Origin of the sequence: Klebsiella ornithinolytica (assembly GCF_030505655.1) — a bacterium.
In the GTDB taxonomy this organism is placed as follows: domain Bacteria; phylum Pseudomonadota; class Gammaproteobacteria; order Enterobacterales; family Enterobacteriaceae; genus Klebsiella; species Klebsiella ornithinolytica.
On sequence record NZ_CP130153.1, the window covers coordinates 3,283,510 to 3,301,519 of the forward strand.

Below are 18,010 nucleotides of genomic sequence, written 5' to 3' on the forward strand. Positions count from 1 at the left end.
GGCGCATCGAGGACTGGCCGCAGGACAAAAACGCCGGGAGCGTTTTTGAACGACGCCAGCGTTGGCCCCGGCGGGGTGAGTCCCATGGCTGGGACGAATAAAGCGGCCAAAGGGCAGGTCGAGACAGGGAGGTTGAGTCCCGCCCGGTCCGCCAGATGAAGCCGGAGTGGAGCATACCGCGCAGCGGCCGTTTTCAGCGCAATGCCGGGGGGCATCGGAGGCGGGTGAACGCCCCCCATGCCGTTAACCCGCAGCGGGTATGAGAAAAGTGTCGAATTTATCGTGAACGGAACATGCCACAAAAGTGAACGGAATACTCCCCAGAACACATACTCCAGAGTATGCTCCCCCCTTTCGCGCAAACCAGCGTAAAACGACATCCCTGGCTTAATAGCGAACGACGGGACAGAAACTCCTGCAGATATATTGAAAACCTGACAGCGCCGCATAAGAATCGGTCTGCCGACCCTTAAACGATCGGCATTACGGAAGACCGGTTTTTTTTATGGATTTTCCGCGGCGGAGTCCGCAGCGGGCTTCTTGTCTTTCGTTTTAGCTTTGGTTTTACCTTTGCTGAAACTCTTTTTAGCGCCTCCCGGCGCGACAATGCCGCGGAACTGACGCACCGGCGTACTCCTGGCCTGCTCAATCAGCTGATAAAGCGTGCCGACCAGCGGCTGCATAAAGTCCTGATAACGGCACTGCTTCTCGCTAATTTGCGTCAGTACCGACTCCCAGTGAGCGGTCATATCCGGCCGGGCAGCCATCTCCGGCAGGGAGTGAATCAGCGCACGTCCGGCATCGGTGGAGTGAATATAGCGCCCCTTTTTAACTAAAAAGCCCCGCTTAAACAGCAGTTCAATGATCCCGGCGCGGGTCGCCTCCGTACCCAGACCGTCGGTCGCACGCAGAATTTTTTTCAGTTCTTTATCCTGCACAAAACGAGCAATCCCGGTCATCGCCGACAGCAGCGTTGCATCGGTAAAATAGCGCGGCGGCTGAGTTTGCCGCTCCACCACTTCGCCCTTTTCACACAACAGCTCGTCGTCTTTGGCCACCACCGGCAGCGGGGTACCGTCGTTCTCTTCATCCCGCTCTTTGTTACCCAGCAGCGCGCGCCAGCCGGCTTCGGCGAGGAAACGCGCTTTGGCGACAAATTTGCCATTGGCAATATCAAGATCGATCTGACACTTGCGGAAGACCGCATCCGGGCAGAACTGCATCAGATACTGGCGGGCAATCAGGCCATACACCTTCTCTTCGTTATCGGACAGTTTCACCTGGCTGCTGCGGGCGGTCGGGATGATCGCATGGTGCGCATCCACTTTTTTATCGTCCCAGCAGCGGTTGCGGATTTCCGGATCAACCGCCGGCTGCGGCAGCAGATCCGCCGCATGAACCGCGATGGCATTAAGAACCGCATGCCGACCGGCAAAATGCTCCTCCGGCAGATAGCGGCTGTCCGAACGCGGATAGGTAATCAGTTTGTGGGTTTCATACAGTTTCTGGCAGATATCCAGCACGTTTTGCGCGCTAAAGCCAAAGCGCTTCGCCGCCTCAATCTGCAGCGTCGAAAGCGAAAACGGCAGCGGCGCCGGCTCAGAATCCCGCTTATCGTTGTAGGCGGTCACCCGCGCCGGCTGGCCCTCAATGCGCGCCACCACGTGTTCGGCCAGCGGACGATGCAGCAGACGCCCCTCTTCATCCTGATACGGTTCGCAGGCATCGCTCGGTACCCAGGTGGCAACGAAACGCTCATCCTTCGGCGTCACGATATGCGCCTTGACGTCAAAGAAATCTTTGGCGACGAAATTCTCAATCTCTTCATCACGCCGCACGACCAGCCCCAGCACCGGCGTCTGCACCCGCCCGACCGACAGCACCCCCTGGTAGCCGGCATTGCGGCCGAGCAGCGTATAGGCGCGGGTCATGTTAATCCCGTACAGCCAGTCGGCGCGGGCGCGGGCCAGGGCCGAAACGCACAGCGGAATAAACTCGCTGTTGGCGCGCAGACGAGCAATCGCCCGCTCCACCGCCTGCGGGTTGAGATCGTTAATCAGGCAGCGCTGAACCTGCTGGCGCTTTTCTGGCGCCAGCTGCAGATAGTCGAGAACTTCGTCTACCAGCAGCTGCCCCTCTCTGTCCGGGTCACCGGCGTGAATCACCTCCTGCGCATCGCCCAGCAGACGCTTGATGACGTTGAGCTGTTTGGTGACCGACGGTTTGGGCTGCAGCTGCCACTTCTCCGGCACAATAGGCAGGTCGAGCAGATTCCAGCGCGCATAGCGCCCGTCATAGACGTCCGGCTGAGCCTGCTCGAGCAGATGGCCGATACACCAGGTGACCACCTGCCCGTTACCGCACTCAATGTAGCCATCACCTTTGCGATGCGGTTTGGGGAGCACGTCGGCGATTGCGCGACCGAGACTGGGTTTTTCCGCAATAAACAACCGCATGTAATCAACGGATCTCGATCATGGGACGTCCGCCGCGTGCGGTCACCAGCTCGCCGATGGCGGCAAGCTTAATGCCGAACTCTTCGGCTGCGGCGCGCACTTCGGCTTCCGCTTCCGGCGTCACCGCCAGCAGCAGACCGCCGGAGGTTTGCGGGTCACACAGCAGATCGCGCCACGCCGCCGGCATGTCGCCCATCAGATGGCCGTAGCTGGCAAAGTTGCGCCCGGTGCCACCGGGAACGGCGCCCGCGGCAATGTACTCTTCAACGCCCGGCAGTTTCGGGATATCCGCGTAATTGAGTAGCGCCTGAACACCCGCCCCGCGACACACTTCGCTCAGATGGCCCAGCAGGCCGAAGCCGGTGACGTCGGTCATCGCTTTTACGCCGCCGATGGTGGCAAAGGCCGCGCCGGCGAGGTTCATCTGGCACATGGTTTCCGTCGCCAGCCCCTGGTGCTCCGGTTTGAGCAGCGATTTTTTCTCTGCGGTGGTCAGCACGCCAATGCCTAACGGCTTGGTGAGATAGAGTTTGCAGCCCGCCTCGGCGGTGCTGTTTTTCTTGATCCGCTCGGTCGGCACCACGCCGGTGACCGCCAGACCGAAAATCGGCTCCGGCGCGTCAATCGAGTGGCCACCGGCTAGGGAGATGCCCGCCTGCTGGCAGGCAAAACGCCCGCCTTCCACAACTTCGCGGGCAATTTCCGGCGCCAGGGTATTAATCGGCCAGCCAAGAATGGCAATCGCCATAATCGGTTTTCCGCCCATCGCGAAAATGTCGCTGATGGCGTTGGTGGCGGCGATACGGCCAAAGTCGAACGGGCTGTCGACTATCGGCATAAAAAAGTCGGTGGTGCTGATGATGGACGTCCCGTTGCCAAGGTCGTAAACCGCCGCATCATCACTGGTCTCATTCCCCACCAGCAGGTTCGGGTCGATAAACTTCGCCCGATCGCTCTTCAGAATGGTTTCCAGTACTTTAGGGGAAATTTTACAACCACAACCGGCTCCGTGGCTGTATTGCGTTAAACGAATAGTTTGCTCGCTCATGGACATCTCCTGTCATTGCAATCCCGCTATGGTAGCGCTCAAACGCCAAGGTGGTAAGTATGACAGTCCGAAATCGCGAATGGTTGCTCATTAAGCAGACAAATAGACGATTTTGCGATGGACAAGCCGCATTACCTCGCCATCTTCACTTTTGCTGAAAGTCCGGCATGGCTAAAAATAGACAAAATGCGGAGCGGCGGGTCGATAAAATCAGCGCCGGCCACCGTCAGATTCTTCGCCCGGGATCCTGCCCCGCTCTCACACTCAACGGGCCCGCCTGCCAGCAAGCGGCAGCGCGCCGCTATGGCGCTTTTCGACGTAGCTCAAGCGTAAAATCATAGTAATCATTCAGGCACCAGGTCCGAGTGTATTCCACGGGCCTGTCATCGGAGGTGAAGCCGATCCGGGTCACCAGCAGAAGCGGCTCATCTTGTTTGATGTTCAGATAGTAAGCCAGCTGACTGTCCGTTGATACGGCCCGGAAATGCTGAGTTGCCCGCAGCACCGGTGAGCCTTTTGTCTCCAGGTGCAGATATAACGATTCATCCATTTCGCTGATTTTATCCAGCAGATGCGCAGGCAAAACCGCCGTCTGCAGGGAAACGGCGATACCGTTAATTTTCCTCAGCCGGGTCAGCTCGACAATTTCACTTTGACCGTCTGTCAGTTGCAGAGCGCGGCGCTCCTCCTGGGTCGCTAACCGCCGCAGATATCCCACCAGCTCGCTTTGCGCTGTGCCTCCGCTCGCTGCCGCCATTTCACTAAAACTTTCCAGCGACGGCAGGGACTGGCGCACCTGCGGAGCCACGAAGGTACCGGACCCCTGATTCCGAATCAGAACCCCTTCCTCCAGCAACTGCTGTAATGCTTTTCGGGCTGTGCCTCGCGCAATTTTCAGCATCTCTACCAGCGCCCGTTCTGACGGCAGAACATCGCCTGGACGCAGCCGGCCTTCAGCAACGGCCGACTTAATGGCGTTAACCAGCTGCATATACAGCGGCAACGCGCTGGATTCATCGAGATAAAACCCGGGATGCGAAGTTGTGTTCATCGTCTCTCTGCGCAAGTGGTGACTGGTCCAGCTCCTGTGAACCAATTCTTAACCAATAATCGATCGTTGTCATCCCCAAATCAGACGCAGAGAAAAGCCTCTCAGATCACAAAATGGCCATTTTGTCGTAGTCAGGATCTCTTTTTATTCAGTATGGTTCACTAATGGTACACAAGTGGTTTAGTTTTAATTAAACCAAAGATGGCCGATGACGACTGAGGTAAATTTATGCAGGGAATTTTTTTCGCCAGCATCCAGCGACGGGTCGAGGCGCGGATAGTGCCTGCCCAGGCCGCAGGTAAAATCAGAGTACGAATTCAGCAACGAGGCATATCCCGATGAAAACTAAACGCTTGCTGGACTGCTGTGCCTCCGATTTTGTATCGATGAATAAAGAGCAGCTGCTGTATGCCATTCGCGCCAGCGAAGGTCGGGTAATGGTCAGCGAATCTATCGCCATCACTCAGCCATTGCTGAACAATGTCACCAATGCCGAGCTTGCCGCATCGCAGGGTGCGGATATCTTGCTAATTAATATGTTTGACAGTGAAAACCCGCATATTGAGGGGTTGCCTGCCGATATCGCGCCGGACAAAACGTTGCATGAACTGCAGCGCCTGACCGGGCGTATTATTGGTGTCAATCTGGAGGCGGTAGACCCGGAATTTGCGGTTGCCCATGACGATATCTGGAAAATGAGACCGGGGCGCTCGGCAACGGCTGACAATGCCCGTAAGCTGGTCGCGATGGGAGCGAAAATTCTGGTGTTAACGGGCAACCCGGCTAACGGGGTCAGCAACCGGGCGCTGGGGATAGCGGCCGAAGAGATTCGCCAGGCGGTGGGCGACAGCGCGGTGATTATCACCGGGAAAATGCACGGTGCAGGAGTGGTGCGCGAAAGCGGCAGCAGCATTATCAGCGAGCAGGATGTTATCTGGTTCGCCGCCCAGGGGGCGGATATTGTGTTGCTCCCGGCCCCAGGCACGATACCGGGAATGAGTCAGCAACGTGTGGCATCGCTTATCGATACTGCGCATGCGCATGGCGTGCTGGCGATGACGGCGATTGGGACCTCCCAGGAAGGCGCTGATGTCGGCACCCTTCGTCAGATAGCGTTGATGAGTAAAATGGCGGGCGCCGACCTGCACCATATTGGCGATACGGGTTATATGGGGATGGCATTACCGGAGAATATTCTGGCCTACAGTATTGCTATTCGCGGGGTCAGGCATACCTACACCCGCATCGCGCGTTCGGTTTATCGGTAAACAGGTATCATCGGTACCTGAGTCGTCTCTCATCCGGCACAGAAAAACGCGCCGAATGAGAGAGTGTAGAGCCTGTCCCGGCAGGCGTTATAGCACAGGCAGTTTGCACAGGGACCGCGGTGAAACCACGGCGTACAGGTCGTTCGTGAGTCTTCGCTGCGCTCCCCCTTCGGGCGGCCCTGAAAGGCGTTCAAAGATACATCGTTGTGAGCACGCCCCGGGTCAAAATGACCAGCAAAATCGTCCTGTTGAGACAGGCTCTTGATTTCAGCAAAACAATGGTTCGTTAACTTTGCGTCAGTTTCGCGCCATTGTTCCTCTCCACCACAATAAGGATATCCTGATGAAAAAGCGTGTACTCGCCCTTTGCTTTGCCAGTCTCTTTTCGGTTAGCGCCTTTGCGCTGGTTCCCGCCGGGAATGATGCCACCACTAAGCCCGATCTCTACTATCTGAAAAATGCCCAGGCCATTGACAGCCTGGCGCTGCTCCCGCCGCCGCCGGAAGTGGGCAGCATTGCGTTTTTAAACGATCAGGCGATGTATGAGAAAGGCCGTCTGCTGCGCGCCACCGCCCGCGGCAAGCTGGCAGCAGAGGATGCCAACCTGAGCGCGGGTGGCGTGGCCAACGCCTTCTCCGCGGCATTCGGCTCCCCGATCACCGAAAAAGACGCCCCGGCGCTCCACAAGCTGCTCACCAATATGATTGAAGACGCGGGCGATCTGGCGACCCGGGGCGCGAAAGAGAAGTATATGCGTATTCGTCCATTTGCCTTCTACGGCGTGTCCACCTGCAATACCACCGAACAGGATAAGCTGTCGAAAAACGGCTCCTACCCTTCCGGACACACCTCTATCGGCTGGGCTACCGCCCTGGTGCTGGCTGAAATCAACCCGCAGCGCCAGAATGAGATTCTCAAACGCGGCTATGAGCTCGGTGAAAGTCGGGTGATCTGCGGTTACCACTGGCAGAGCGATGTTGACGCCGCGCGGATTGTCGGCTCAGCGGTGGTTGCCACCCTGCATACCAATCCGGCCTTCCAGCAGCAGCTGCAAAAAGCCAAAGACGAGTTTGCGAAACAGCAGAAATAGTCGACGCGACAGCCCGGCGGTTCACGCCTGCCGGGCTATGCTTACGCGATGTTGCTCAGAAACGGACCACAAACGGCGCGGTGTCCGGCAGAGAAACGGTGGTTGAGGCTTTAAGCTGCGGCGTTCCCAGATAGAGAAAACCGACGATTTTATCCTGCTCGCGGCAGGCAAAACCTTCACGGACGATCGGGCTTTCGGTCAATGCACCGCTGCGCCAGATACCGTTAAAGCCTTGCGCCAGCGCCGCCATCTGCATGGCCATCACCGCGCAGCCGGCCGACATTTCCTGCTCCCATTTCGGCACCTTCGGGTGATCTTCGCAGCGAGCGACGACGGTGATAATCAGCGGGGCGCGGAACGGTGCACTGCGGGCCTTTTCAATGCCTTTGTCATCCTGCCCGGCCTCAATCGCCCCTTTCTCCAGCAGTTGACTGAAGCGTTCACGGCCTTCATCAGAAATAATAAAGAAACGCCAGGGTTGCAGCGTCCCGTGATCCGGGGCGCGCAGTCCGGCACGGAGAATATTTTCCAGTTGTTCACCGGTCGGCGCCGGCTCGGCAAGACGAGAAGCGCTGCGGCGGTTTATCAATAGTTCGAGAGCATCCATCTATGTGACTCCTGTGATGTCATTTTTCATAAAATTAACATGCGCAGGAATTTTGTTACAGCACGACCGGTGATTCCTGCTGACAACCGCCAGCCGTCTCTTTAGGATAACCAGACGCGGCAACTCATGCGGTTAGCCCATTTTTAACAATGTTAGGGAGAATACATGCGAACTCTTTGGCGGCTGCTCGCCGGATTTTTTAAATGGACATGGCGGGTACTCAACTTTATTCGCCAGCTCGCACTGAACCTGGTTTTCCTGTTGCTGGTTCTGGTTTGTGTCGGTATCTGGGCACAGTTCAGCAGCACCACCACGGAACATACCGCTCGCGGCGCGCTGCTGATGGATATAACCGGCGTGGTGGTCGATAAACCGTCCGCCAGCAGCAAACTCGGCGTGATCGGTCGTCAGCTCTTTGGGGCCAGTTCCGATCGTCTCCAGGAAAACTCGCTGTTTGATATCGTACAGACTATTCGCCAGGCGAAAGATGACCGCAATATCACCGGTATCGTGCTGGATCTGAAAAATTTTGCCGGCGGCGATCAGCCTTCGATGCAGTATATCGGTAAGGCGCTGCGCGAATTTCGCGATAGCGGCAAACCGGTGTATGCCGTGGGGAGCAGCTACAGCCAGGGGCAGTATTATCTGGCCAGCTTCGCCAATAAAATCTGGCTTTCGCCGCAGGGTGATGTCGATCTGCACGGTTTTGCCACCAACGGCCTGTATTACAAATCGCTGCTCGACAAGCTGAAAGTCTCCACCCACGTTTTCCGCGTCGGGACCTATAAATCGGCGGTCGAGCCGTTTATTCGCGACGATATGTCGCCTGCCGCCCGGGAAGCCGACAGCCGTTGGATTGGCGAGCTGTGGCAAAACTACCTCAATACCATCGCCGCTAACCGCCAAATCACGGCTCAGCAGCTGTTCCCTGGCGCTCAGGGGCTGATTGATGGTCTGCGTAAAGTGGATGGCGATACGGCGCAGTACGCGCTGAACAACAAGCTGGTTGATGAGCTGGGCACCGCCACCGACGTGGAGAAGGCGCTGACTAAACAGTTCGGCTGGAGCAAAGCGGATAATAACTATCGCGCCATCAGCTATTACGATTACAGCGTGAAAACGCCGTCCGAGCAGGGCGCCACCATTGCGGTGATCTTCGCTAACGGCGCGATCATGGACGGCGAAGAGACGCCGGGTAACGTCGGGGGAGACACCACCGCCGCGCAGATTCGCGATGCCCGCCTCGATCCGAAGGTGAAAGCGATTGTTCTGCGCGTCAACAGCCCGGGCGGCAGCGTCAGCGCCTCGGAAGTGATTCGTGAAGAGCTGGCGGCAGCAAAAGCCGCGGGTAAACCGGTGGTGGTTTCCATGGGCGGCATGGCCGCTTCCGGCGGCTACTGGATCTCCACGCCGGCCAATTATATCGTCGCCAACCCAAGCACCCTCACCGGTTCGATTGGCATCTTCGGCGTCATTAACACCGTCGAAAATACGCTGGATTCGATCGGCGTCCATACCGATGGCGTGGCGACGTCGGCGCTGGCGGACGTATCAACCACCAAATCGCTGCCGCCTGAAGTTCAGCAGCTGATGCAGCTGAGCATCGAAAACGGCTACAAACGTTTTATCACGCTGGTGGCCAACGCGCGTAACAGTACGCCGGAGAAAATCGACCAGATTGCCCAGGGCCATGTCTGGACCGGTGAAGATGCGAAAGCCAACGGGCTGGTCGATAGCCTGGGCGACTTTGATGACGCGGTGGCAAAAGCCGCGGAGCTGGCGAAGCTGAAACAGTGGCACATCAACTACTATCAGGAAGAGCCGACGTTCTTCTCGATGGTGATCGATAACCTGACCGGTTCGGTCCGCGCGTCGCTGCCAGCGGCACTGCAGGCCTGGCTGCCGGCGCCGGTTGCCGCCGCGGCCAATGCCGTCAAGGCTGAGAGCGATAAGCTCGCCGCGTTCAACGATCCGCAGAACCGCTACGCATTCTGCTTAACCTGCGCCAATATCCGCTAATTCCTTCATGCAGCCCAGTTCCCCCGACAACTCAATGTTGTCGGGGGAACACTACGCGGCCAACGCACCTGCAGCCTGATGTATGACGGGTATCCCCTGAATAATTCGAGTGCCCGGCAGGCGGCAAGCGGGCGCATCCCCGGGAGCATAGTCCGCTATGTGACCGGGGTAAACACGCGCGGCCAACGCACCTGCAACCTGATGTATGACGGGTATCCCCTAAATAATTCGAGTTCCAGGCAGGCGGCAAGCGGGTGCATCCCCGGGAGCATAGTCCGCTATGTGACCGGGGTAAACACGCGCGGCCAACGCACCTGCAACGTGAAGTATGACGGGGATTGCGCTGTATTTTTTTAGCGGTCACCTTATACTGCGCCTGTCTACGTACAACCTAAGCGATGATATGCAAAAGAAATCGATTTACGTTGCCTACACCGGTGGGACCATCGGTATGCAGCGCTCAGAACACGGTTATATCCCCGTTTCCGGCCACCTGCAGCGTCAGCTGGCGCTGATGCCTGAGTTCCACCGTCCTGAGATGCCGGACTTTACGATTCATGAATATGAACCGCTGATGGACTCTTCCGATATGACGCCGGAAGACTGGCAGCACATCGCCGACGACATCCGCGCGCATTACGACGAGTACGACGGCTTTGTTATCCTCCACGGCACGGACACCATGGCCTTTACCGCCTCAGCGCTGTCGTTCATGCTGGAGCATCTGGGCAAACCGGTCATTGTGACAGGGTCACAAATCCCGTTGGCCGAACTGCGCTCCGACGGGCAGATCAATTTGCTGAATGCCCTGTACGTTGCCGCTAATTACCCGATTAATGAAGTGGCGCTGTTCTTCAATAATCGTCTCTATCGCGGCAACCGCACGACCAAAGCCCATGCCGATGGTTTCGATGCCTTCGCCTCCCCCAATCTGGCGCCTTTACTGGAAGCCGGGATCCACATTCGTCGCCTCGGTACACCGCCAGCCCCACAGGGTATCGGCGAGCTGATTGTGCATCCCATCACGCCACAACCCATTGGCGTCGTTACGATCTATCCGGGCATTTCTGCCGATGTGGTACGTAATTTCCTGCGTCAGCCGGTGAAAGCGTTGATTCTGCGCTCCTATGGCGTCGGCAACGCCCCGCAAAATGGCGAGTTCATTCAGGTTCTGGCGGAAGCCAGCCAGCGCGGGATCGTGGTCATCAACCTGACCCAGTGCATGTCCGGCAAGGTCAATATGGGCGGGTATGCCACCGGTAACGCCCTCGCCCAGGCGGGCGTCATCAGCGGTTTTGATATGACCGTTGAGGCCACGTTGACCAAGCTACACTACCTGCTGAGTCAGAACCTGAGCGTCGATGAGATCCGCAACCTGATGCAGGAAAACCTGCGTGGCGAACTGACCCCCGATGAGTAAGGAGAACCGATGACGAATCGCGCACTACTGCTGGTCGATTTACAAAATGATTTTTGCGCGGGCGGCGCGCTGGCCGTACCGGAAGGTGATAGCACAATCGATATCGCCAACCGATTGATCGACCATTGTCTTGCCCGCGGCGAAACCGTCGTCGCCAGCCAGGACTGGCACCCGGCAAACCATGGCAGCTTCGCCAGCCAGCACCAGGTCGAACCTTATACCCAGGGACAGCTCGATGGCCTGGTGCAAACGTTCTGGCCCGATCACTGCGTGCAGAACGGCGAAGGTGCGGCGCTGCATCCGCTGTTGCAGCAGCAGGCGATTGCCGCGGTGTTTCATAAAGGGGAAAATCCGGCCATCGATAGCTACAGCGCCTTTTTTGACAATGGACATCGGCAAAAAACCCGGCTTGACGAGTGGCTGCGCCAACGCGAGATCACCGATCTGATCATTCTTGGGCTGGCAACCGATTACTGCGTCAAATTCACCGTGCTGGATGCGCTGAACCTCGGCTATACCGTCAACGTGATTACCGACGGCTGCCGAGGGGTCAACCTCCAGCCGCAGGATAGCGCGCACGCCTTTATGGAGATGGCCGCCGCGGGTGCTACGCTGTACACCCTCGACGACTGGCTGGAAACTCAGGCCTAAGCCTTGTCCCCGAACTTGTGCCCGAAGCCGCCGCCTCGGGCCATTTTCCCGCGTTTCTCTTTGACTATAAATTGAGCTGACTCGCAGATTCAACGCCCTATCGCTGGTAGTGTTAACGCGTTGTTTTTTCGCCACGCCATTTACGTGGCGTGTTTGTTTTTCAATGTCACTTTTTAAGTCAAAGAGGATCTGATATGAAGCTTTTGCCTTTACTGGCAGCATTACCCCTGCTCTGCGCTTCCGTGGTCTCCGCCAGCGCCCTGATGTCCGTCGGCTACTTTAACGGCGGCGGTGACGTCACTGCCGGTCCCGGCGGCGATATCGATAAGCTGGACGTTCGGCAGATAACCCATCTCAACTACTCGTTTGGTCTGGTCTATAACGACGAAAAAGACGAAACCAATGACGCTTTAAAAGATGCCAGCAAGCTGCATCAGATTTGGCTGTCGCCGAAAGTACAGGCTGACCTGCAGAAAATCCCGACATTGCGCCAGCAGAACCCGAACCTGAAAGTCCTGCTTTCCGTCGGCGGCTGGGGAGCTCGCGGATTCTCCGGCGCAGCGGCGACGAAGGAAACCCGGGCGGTGTTTATTCAGTCCGCGCAGGAGATTGTTGAAAAGTATGGTCTGGATGGCATCGATCTCGACTGGGAGTATCCGGTCAATGGCGCCTGGGGACTGGTCGCCAGCCAACCGGCCGATCGCGATAACTTCACGGCCTTACTGAAAGAGCTGCGCGCGGCTTTTGGGAGCAGGAAACTGGTGACCATCGCCGTGGGCGCTAACGCCGAGAGCCCGAAAAGCTGGGTGGATATCAAAGCGATTGCGCCGTCGCTCGACTATATCAACCTGATGACTTACGACATGGCCTACGGAACCCAGTACTTCAACGCCAACCTGTATGATTCAACCCGCTGGCCGACGGTCGCGGCTGCGGATAAGTACAGCGCCGATTTTGTGGTCAATAACTATCTCGCCGCCGGTTTAAAACCGAGCCAGATGAACCTGGGGATTGGCTTCTATGGCCGGGTGCCAAAACGCGCCCTTGAGCCGGGTATCGACTGGACGAAGCCGGATGCGCAAAAAAATCCCGTCACTCAGCCGTGGTTCGGACCACAGCAAATCGCCCTGTTTTCATCGCTGGGTTTTGATCTGACGAAAGACACGTACGTGAAATATAACGACATCGTCGACAAAATGCTTAACGACCCGCAAAAACGCTTTACCGAACATTGGGATGATGAGGCGAAGGTACCGTGGCTGTCGATCCAGTCGGCGGACGGCAAAGCGCTGTTCGCGTTGTCATACGAGAATCCGCGTTCGGTGGCGATAAAGGCTGATTACATTAAGCAAAAAGGTCTGGCGGGGGCTATGTTCTGGGAGTATGGCGCCGATGACCACAATCAGCTGGCGAAGCAGCTCGCGACATCGCTTGGGATTAAACATTAATCGGCGATCGGCCGTCGGGTGAGATAAGCGGCGCCCACCCGAAGGCTACAACTTTGCCCGGTAGCGGCGTTGCCTTACCGGGCCTGTTAAATCCAGCCGCAGGTCCTTGCAAGGATTACCGGGTCTGCTTAATCCAACTACAGGCCCTGCAAGGATTACCGGGCCTGCTTAATCCAACTACAGGCCCTGCAAGGGTTACCGGGCCTGCTTAATCCAACTACAGGCCCTGCAAGGGTTAACCCCTGCGGGCATCAGTCCGTCCCGTCACTGCATCTTCAGCGTGGCAATCGGCTTGGGCGCGATACCAAAATCTTCTTTCAGCTGCTGCTTGCTCTTCATCACCATCTGGCCGTTGGTGTCGATGGTCATGTGCTGCGCGTCGCTGTTATGCCGCGCCTGGTAGAGCATCACCAGCTGCAGGCTGTTCTCTTTCTGCTCGGGCGTTAAGGCCACACCATCCGGCCATTTTCCCAGCTCCACCGCCGTCGCCAGGCGCTGATACACTTCCGGCGTCATACTGTCTATTATTTGCTCGATTTCCATGGTCCGCTCAACTCCGCACTGGAATAATTTGCTGAATCGTTTCTTTAACCTTTAATCTGCTCGCCATTATCGTCGTCATTGAAGCTTAATGAGGCCGAATTGACGCAAAAACGCTCCCCCGTCGGCTGCGGTCCATCGGGAAACACATGTCCCAGATGCGCATCGCAGTTTCCGCAGCGAATTTCAGTGCGCTGCATACCGTGAGAGTAATCGTTCAGATAGCGAATCGCCTCCTCGCTCACCGGCTCGTAAAAGCTCGGCCAGCCGCAGCCTGAATCATACTTCGTTTGCGAGTGAAACAGCGGCGCGTCGCACACCAGGCAGTGGTAGACGCCGTCCCGTTTGTTGTGGAGCAGTCGTCCGGTGAACGGCGGCTCAGTACCGTGATTCTGCGTCACGTAAAACTGCATCTCGCTCAAATTTTTTTTGAGCTCGTCCGAGGAGGGTTTATTCGCCATGTGCTTGCTTCTCACTGTGAAAGGACAACTTTACGCCTCGATTCTAACAAAACATTAACAATGAAGCGTGGACTTTTGTTCTAAACTTATTCGATGCCAAAAGGCAGCCCAGATAATTGTGACTAACATCACATTTTTATCTTTAACGCCCTTTAAAATTCCGGGCGCGGCCCCAATATGGAATTGGGCTCAAAGGGAGAGTGAGGCAAAACATTCGAGCAAAGGTATGCTCAGGATTGATTTGTCGCAATGATTGACACGATTCCGCTTGACGCTGCGTAAGGTTTTTGTAATTTTACAGGCAACCTTTTATTCACTAACAAATAGCTGGTGGAATATATGACTATCAAAGTAGGTATCAACGGTTTTGGCCGTATCGGTCGCATTGTTTTCCGTGCTGCTCAGGAACGTTCTGACATCGAGATCGTTGCAATCAACGACCTGTTAGACGCTGACTACATGGCATACATGCTGAAGTATGACTCCACTCACGGCCGTTTTAACGGTACCGTTGAAGTGAAAGACGGTCATCTGATCGTTAACGGTAAAAAAATCCGTGTTACCGCTGAACGTGATCCGGCTAACCTGAAGTGGAACGAAGCAGGCGTTGACGTTGTTGCTGAAGCAACCGGTCTGTTCCTGACTGACGAAACCGCTCGTAAACACATCACTGCTGGCGCGAAAAAAGTCGTTCTGACTGGCCCGTCCAAAGACAACACTCCGATGTTTGTTAAAGGCGCTAACTTTGACAAATACGAAGGCCAGGACATCGTTTCTAACGCATCCTGCACCACCAACTGCCTGGCTCCGCTGGCTAAAGTTATCAACGACAACTTCGGCATCATCGAAGGCCTGATGACCACAGTTCACGCGACCACCGCGACTCAGAAAACCGTTGACGGCCCGTCTCACAAAGACTGGCGCGGCGGCCGCGGCGCAGCACAGAACATCATCCCGTCCTCTACCGGTGCTGCTAAAGCAGTAGGTAAAGTACTGCCAGAACTGAACGGCAAACTGACCGGTATGGCGTTCCGCGTTCCGACTCCGAACGTATCCGTTGTTGACCTGACCGTTCGTCTGGAAAAAGCAGCGTCTTACGAAGAAATCAAGAAAGCAATCAAAGCGGCTTCTGAAGGCGCAATGAAAGGCGTTCTGGGTTACACCGAAGACGACGTTGTTTCTACCGATTTCAACGGCGAAGTTTGCACTTCCGTGTTCGATGCTAAAGCAGGTATCGCACTGAACGACAACTTCGTGAAACTGGTTTCCTGGTACGACAACGAAACAGGTTACTCCAACAAAGTTCTGGACCTGATCGCTCACATCTCCAAATAAGTTGAGATGAGACATTGATCCAAAAAGGCGACCTCGGTCGCCTTTTTTTATGGCTTCATGTTTACGGCTAACCTTTAGGATTGCACCATGATTAACAAAATTTTTGCTCTCCCGGTAGTTGAACAACTTACCCCTGTCCTCTCCCGCCGCCAGCTTGATGAGCTGGAGCTGATCGTTGTTGACCATCCGCAGGTTAAAGCCTCCGTGGCTTTCCAGGGCGCGCACCTGCTCTCCTGGAAACCGGCTGGCGAAGAAGAAGTGCTGTGGCTCAGCAACAATACGCCGTTCAAAAACGGCGTCGCCCTGCGCGGCGGCGTGCCGGTTTGCTGGCCGTGGTTCGGTCCGGCGGCGCAGCAGGGTTTACCGTCCCATGGCTTCGCCCGTAACCTGCCGTGGGCGCTGAAAGGCCACGATGAAGATGAAAGCGGGGTGATGCTGACCTTTGAACTCAAAAGTAGCGATGCAACCCGCAAATACTGGCCGCACGAATTTACGCTCTATGCGCGTTTCAAACTGGGTAAAACCTGCGAGATCGAGCTGGAAGCGCACGGTGAATTTGAAACCACCTCCGCACTGCATACCTACTTCAACGTCGGCGACATTGCGGCAGTGAAAGTCAGCGGTCTGGGTGACCGTTATATTGATAAAGTGAAGAATGCCGAAGAAGGCGTATTAAGCAACGGTACCGAGACCTTCCCTGACCGTACCGACCGCGTCTATCTGAATGCCGAAGCCTGTAGCGTGATTCACGACGCTGCGCTGAACCGCAACATCGATGTTGTCCACCATCACCACAGCAATGTCGTGGGCTGGAACCCAGGCCCGGCGCTCTCCGTCAGCATGGGCGATATGCCGGATGACGGGTACAAAACCTTTGTTTGCGTCGAAACCTGCTGCGTCACCGAAACGCAGAAAACCAGCGAAGAGAAACCGTCTCGCCTGGCGCAAACTATCCGCGTCGTGAAACGAGGCTAGTCCCTTCCACTCCCGATAGCCGGGAGATGAGGGATTAAAAACAGGGCGATAACGCCCTGTTTTGTTTACTGACACTCGTGTTTTCCGTTACCAGAATCCCACCAGTTTCATCCACGCGCCTCCCAACACTAACCAGATAGCAATCGAGGCCAGCGATACCACAAAACTGACTCCCCACCACTGCCCGGTCGTGTTATATCCCGAGCCAAACAGCGCTGGCCCCGGGCCCCCGGAGTATTGCGTAAGCCCCATCGACAAGTTTGAGGTATACCCCAGCACCAGCGCGGCAAACAGCGGCGGTACGCCGACGGAAACGGCCACGGCAAGAAATGCCAGATACATCGCGGAAATATGCGCCATCGCCGACGCGAAAAAATAGCGGGTGTAGAAATAAACCACGACAAGCAGTAAAAAAACCGTTATCCATTCGAAGTGGCCGACATAGCCGACAATTCGCTCCGATATCCAGCTAATCATGCCGTACTTATTGAGCGCATTGGCCATCATCACCAGTACGGCAAACCAGAACATGGTGTCCCAGGCCGTTTTTTCTTCGATAATATTCTTCCACGACATGATGTTGCTGATCAGCAGCACCATCAGTCCAATAAACGCCGAAAGCGTCGCGGGAATCGAAAAGAAAATATCACCGACGGTCCATAGCAATATCAGCAGGACAAAATCAAACGCCAGAATTTTTTCTGCCAGCGACATCGGTCCCATTTTGCGCAGCTCTTCCCGGGCAATCGAGGGTATCTCCGGCGTTTTCTTCAACTGCGGCGGATAGATCGCGTAAATCACCAGCGGCAGCAGGATCAGTGAGGCAATCCCCGGAGCGATGGCCCCGACAAACCAGGTCGTCCAGGTGATCTCTATTCCCTGGCTTCGCGCCAGTTCGGCGACCAGCGGGTTACCCGCCATCGCCGTTAAAAACATCGTGCAGACGATGGCATCGATCTGTGAAACGCAAATCATTAAAAAGGCGCCGGCTTTTCTCGCCGTCGCCCCTGGTTCTGACTGGTAAGCCGTGGCAATGGACTGCGTAATCGGGTACATAATTCCGCCGCCCCTCGCGGATGCCGAAGGGATCCCCGGTCCGAGGACGACATCTGACAGCGCCAGTCCATAGGCAACGCCCAACATGCTGGAACCGCATTTAGAAATAAACCACAGCGCCACCCGCTTGCCCAACCCGGTCTTGATCACCGCCCGGGAGATGAACATAGCGATACCAATCAACCAGATAGTCCCGTTAGCAAACCCGGATAACGCCGCAACTTTGTCGCTTTTACCCGGCGAGAGAGGCGTCACGCCCAAAAACGCAGAGACGATCAGCGCAATCATCGTCACCGCCCCCATCGGGAGCACCTTTAGAATGATGGCGAAGATAGTGGCGGCAAAAATGGCAAACATTTGCCATGCGTGGAGGGCGAGTCCATCAGGCGGCGGAGTAAACCAGATAATCACGCCGAAGAGTATCGTGAGAATCGCTTTCCACAGCGGGAAAGCCAGCTTCACATCCAGAGGCTTGTTAAGTTCAGTCATGTAAATCTCCTTTTTCTTTTATCTTTAAGGAGATAATCACCACTGGACCTTGATGTTCATCAACTAAGCGCCAAAGTGTTTTGGCGAATAACTGTT

At 56.1% G+C, this 18,010-nt stretch carries 15 protein-coding genes; 8 read left to right on the forward strand and 7 right to left on the reverse strand.

Annotated features, from left to right (window positions below; genetic code table 11):
• Positions 1-503 precede the first annotated feature (503 nt).
• The 3 genes from Q1L34_RS15705 to Q1L34_RS15715 form a co-directional block, all read right to left on the reverse strand.
• On the reverse strand, positions 504-2,456 hold the full coding sequence (locus tag Q1L34_RS15705; protein ID WP_004860845.1) for a DNA topoisomerase III: 1,953 nt from the start codon (positions 2,454-2,456) through the stop codon (positions 504-506).
• 4 nt (positions 2,457-2,460) lie between these two features.
• Positions 2,461-3,504 (reverse strand): selenide, water dikinase SelD, encoded by a 1,044-nt coding sequence (selD, locus tag Q1L34_RS15710; protein ID WP_004860839.1) that lies wholly within the window; start codon positions 3,502-3,504, stop codon positions 2,461-2,463.
• A 301-nt stretch (positions 3,505-3,805) separates the two neighbouring features.
• A complete protein-coding gene (locus tag Q1L34_RS15715) occupies positions 3,806-4,555 on the reverse strand; it encodes a GntR family transcriptional regulator (protein WP_004860836.1) in 750 nt (249 codons plus the stop codon).
• A 338-nt stretch (positions 4,556-4,893) separates the two neighbouring features.
• Between Q1L34_RS15715 and Q1L34_RS15720 the strand changes: the two genes are divergently transcribed.
• Together Q1L34_RS15720 and phoC are read left to right on the forward strand one after the other, a co-directional pair.
• Positions 4,894-5,823 carry a DUF7916 family protein gene (locus Q1L34_RS15720; protein ID WP_004860832.1) on the forward strand — a complete coding sequence of 310 codons (930 nt, stop codon included), beginning with the start codon at positions 4,894-4,896 and terminating at the stop codon, positions 5,821-5,823.
• 343 nt (positions 5,824-6,166) lie between these two features.
• On the forward strand, positions 6,167-6,913 hold the full coding sequence (gene phoC, locus Q1L34_RS15725; RefSeq protein ID WP_004860829.1) for an acid phosphatase PhoC: 747 nt from the start codon (positions 6,167-6,169) through the stop codon (positions 6,911-6,913).
• 55 nt (positions 6,914-6,968) lie between these two features.
• Here phoC and Q1L34_RS15730 read toward each other — a convergent pair whose 3' ends face one another.
• Positions 6,969-7,520: an NAD(P)H nitroreductase gene (locus tag Q1L34_RS15730; protein ID WP_004860825.1), complete on the reverse strand. Its 552-nt coding sequence runs from the start codon at positions 7,518-7,520 to the stop codon at positions 6,969-6,971.
• A gap of 165 nt (positions 7,521-7,685) precedes the next feature.
• Between Q1L34_RS15730 and sppA the strand changes: the two genes are divergently transcribed.
• The 4 genes from sppA (at position 7,686) to chiD (ending at position 13,058) form a co-directional block, all read left to right on the forward strand.
• Positions 7,686-9,539, forward strand: a complete 1,854-nt coding sequence (gene sppA / locus Q1L34_RS15735) for a signal peptide peptidase SppA (protein WP_004860822.1) — start codon at positions 7,686-7,688, stop codon at positions 9,537-9,539.
• 403 nt (positions 9,540-9,942) lie between these two features.
• On the forward strand, positions 9,943-10,959 hold the full coding sequence (gene ansA / locus Q1L34_RS15740; protein ID WP_032724346.1) for an asparaginase: 1,017 nt from the start codon (positions 9,943-9,945) through the stop codon (positions 10,957-10,959).
• 9 nt (positions 10,960-10,968) lie between these two features.
• Entirely contained in the window at positions 10,969-11,610 is a 642-nt protein-coding gene (gene pncA, locus Q1L34_RS15745) for a bifunctional nicotinamidase/pyrazinamidase (RefSeq protein WP_004860817.1), read from the forward strand.
• A 194-nt stretch (positions 11,611-11,804) separates the two neighbouring features.
• Complete coding sequence (chiD, locus tag Q1L34_RS15750) at positions 11,805-13,058, forward strand: chitinase ChiD (RefSeq protein WP_032717256.1); 1,254 nt, start codon at positions 11,805-11,807, stop codon at positions 13,056-13,058.
• Between the two features lie 264 nt (positions 13,059-13,322).
• Here chiD and Q1L34_RS15755 read toward each other — a convergent pair whose 3' ends face one another.
• Both Q1L34_RS15755 and msrB read right to left on the reverse strand, forming a co-directional pair.
• Positions 13,323-13,601, reverse strand: a complete 279-nt coding sequence (locus Q1L34_RS15755) for a YeaC family protein (RefSeq protein WP_004860812.1) — start codon at positions 13,599-13,601, stop codon at positions 13,323-13,325.
• A gap of 44 nt (positions 13,602-13,645) precedes the next feature.
• Complete coding sequence (gene msrB / locus Q1L34_RS15760; protein WP_004860809.1) at positions 13,646-14,059, reverse strand: peptide-methionine (R)-S-oxide reductase MsrB; 414 nt, start codon at positions 14,057-14,059, stop codon at positions 13,646-13,648.
• 339 nt (positions 14,060-14,398) lie between these two features.
• Between msrB and gapA the strand changes: the two genes are divergently transcribed.
• Together gapA and Q1L34_RS15770 are read left to right on the forward strand one after the other, a co-directional pair.
• Positions 14,399-15,394: a glyceraldehyde-3-phosphate dehydrogenase gene (gene gapA / locus Q1L34_RS15765; protein WP_004860805.1), complete on the forward strand. Its 996-nt coding sequence runs from the start codon at positions 14,399-14,401 to the stop codon at positions 15,392-15,394.
• Between the two features lie 87 nt (positions 15,395-15,481).
• Entirely contained in the window at positions 15,482-16,369 is an 888-nt protein-coding gene (locus Q1L34_RS15770) for a D-hexose-6-phosphate mutarotase (protein ID WP_004860802.1), read from the forward strand.
• 87 nt (positions 16,370-16,456) lie between these two features.
• Here Q1L34_RS15770 and Q1L34_RS15775 read toward each other — a convergent pair whose 3' ends face one another.
• The gene (locus Q1L34_RS15775) at positions 16,457-17,914 is read right to left on the reverse strand and encodes a DASS family sodium-coupled anion symporter (RefSeq protein WP_032717255.1); all 1,458 of its coding nucleotides are present in this window, start codon (positions 17,912-17,914) and stop codon (positions 16,457-16,459) included.
• Between the last annotated feature and the right edge of the window lie 96 nt (positions 17,915-18,010).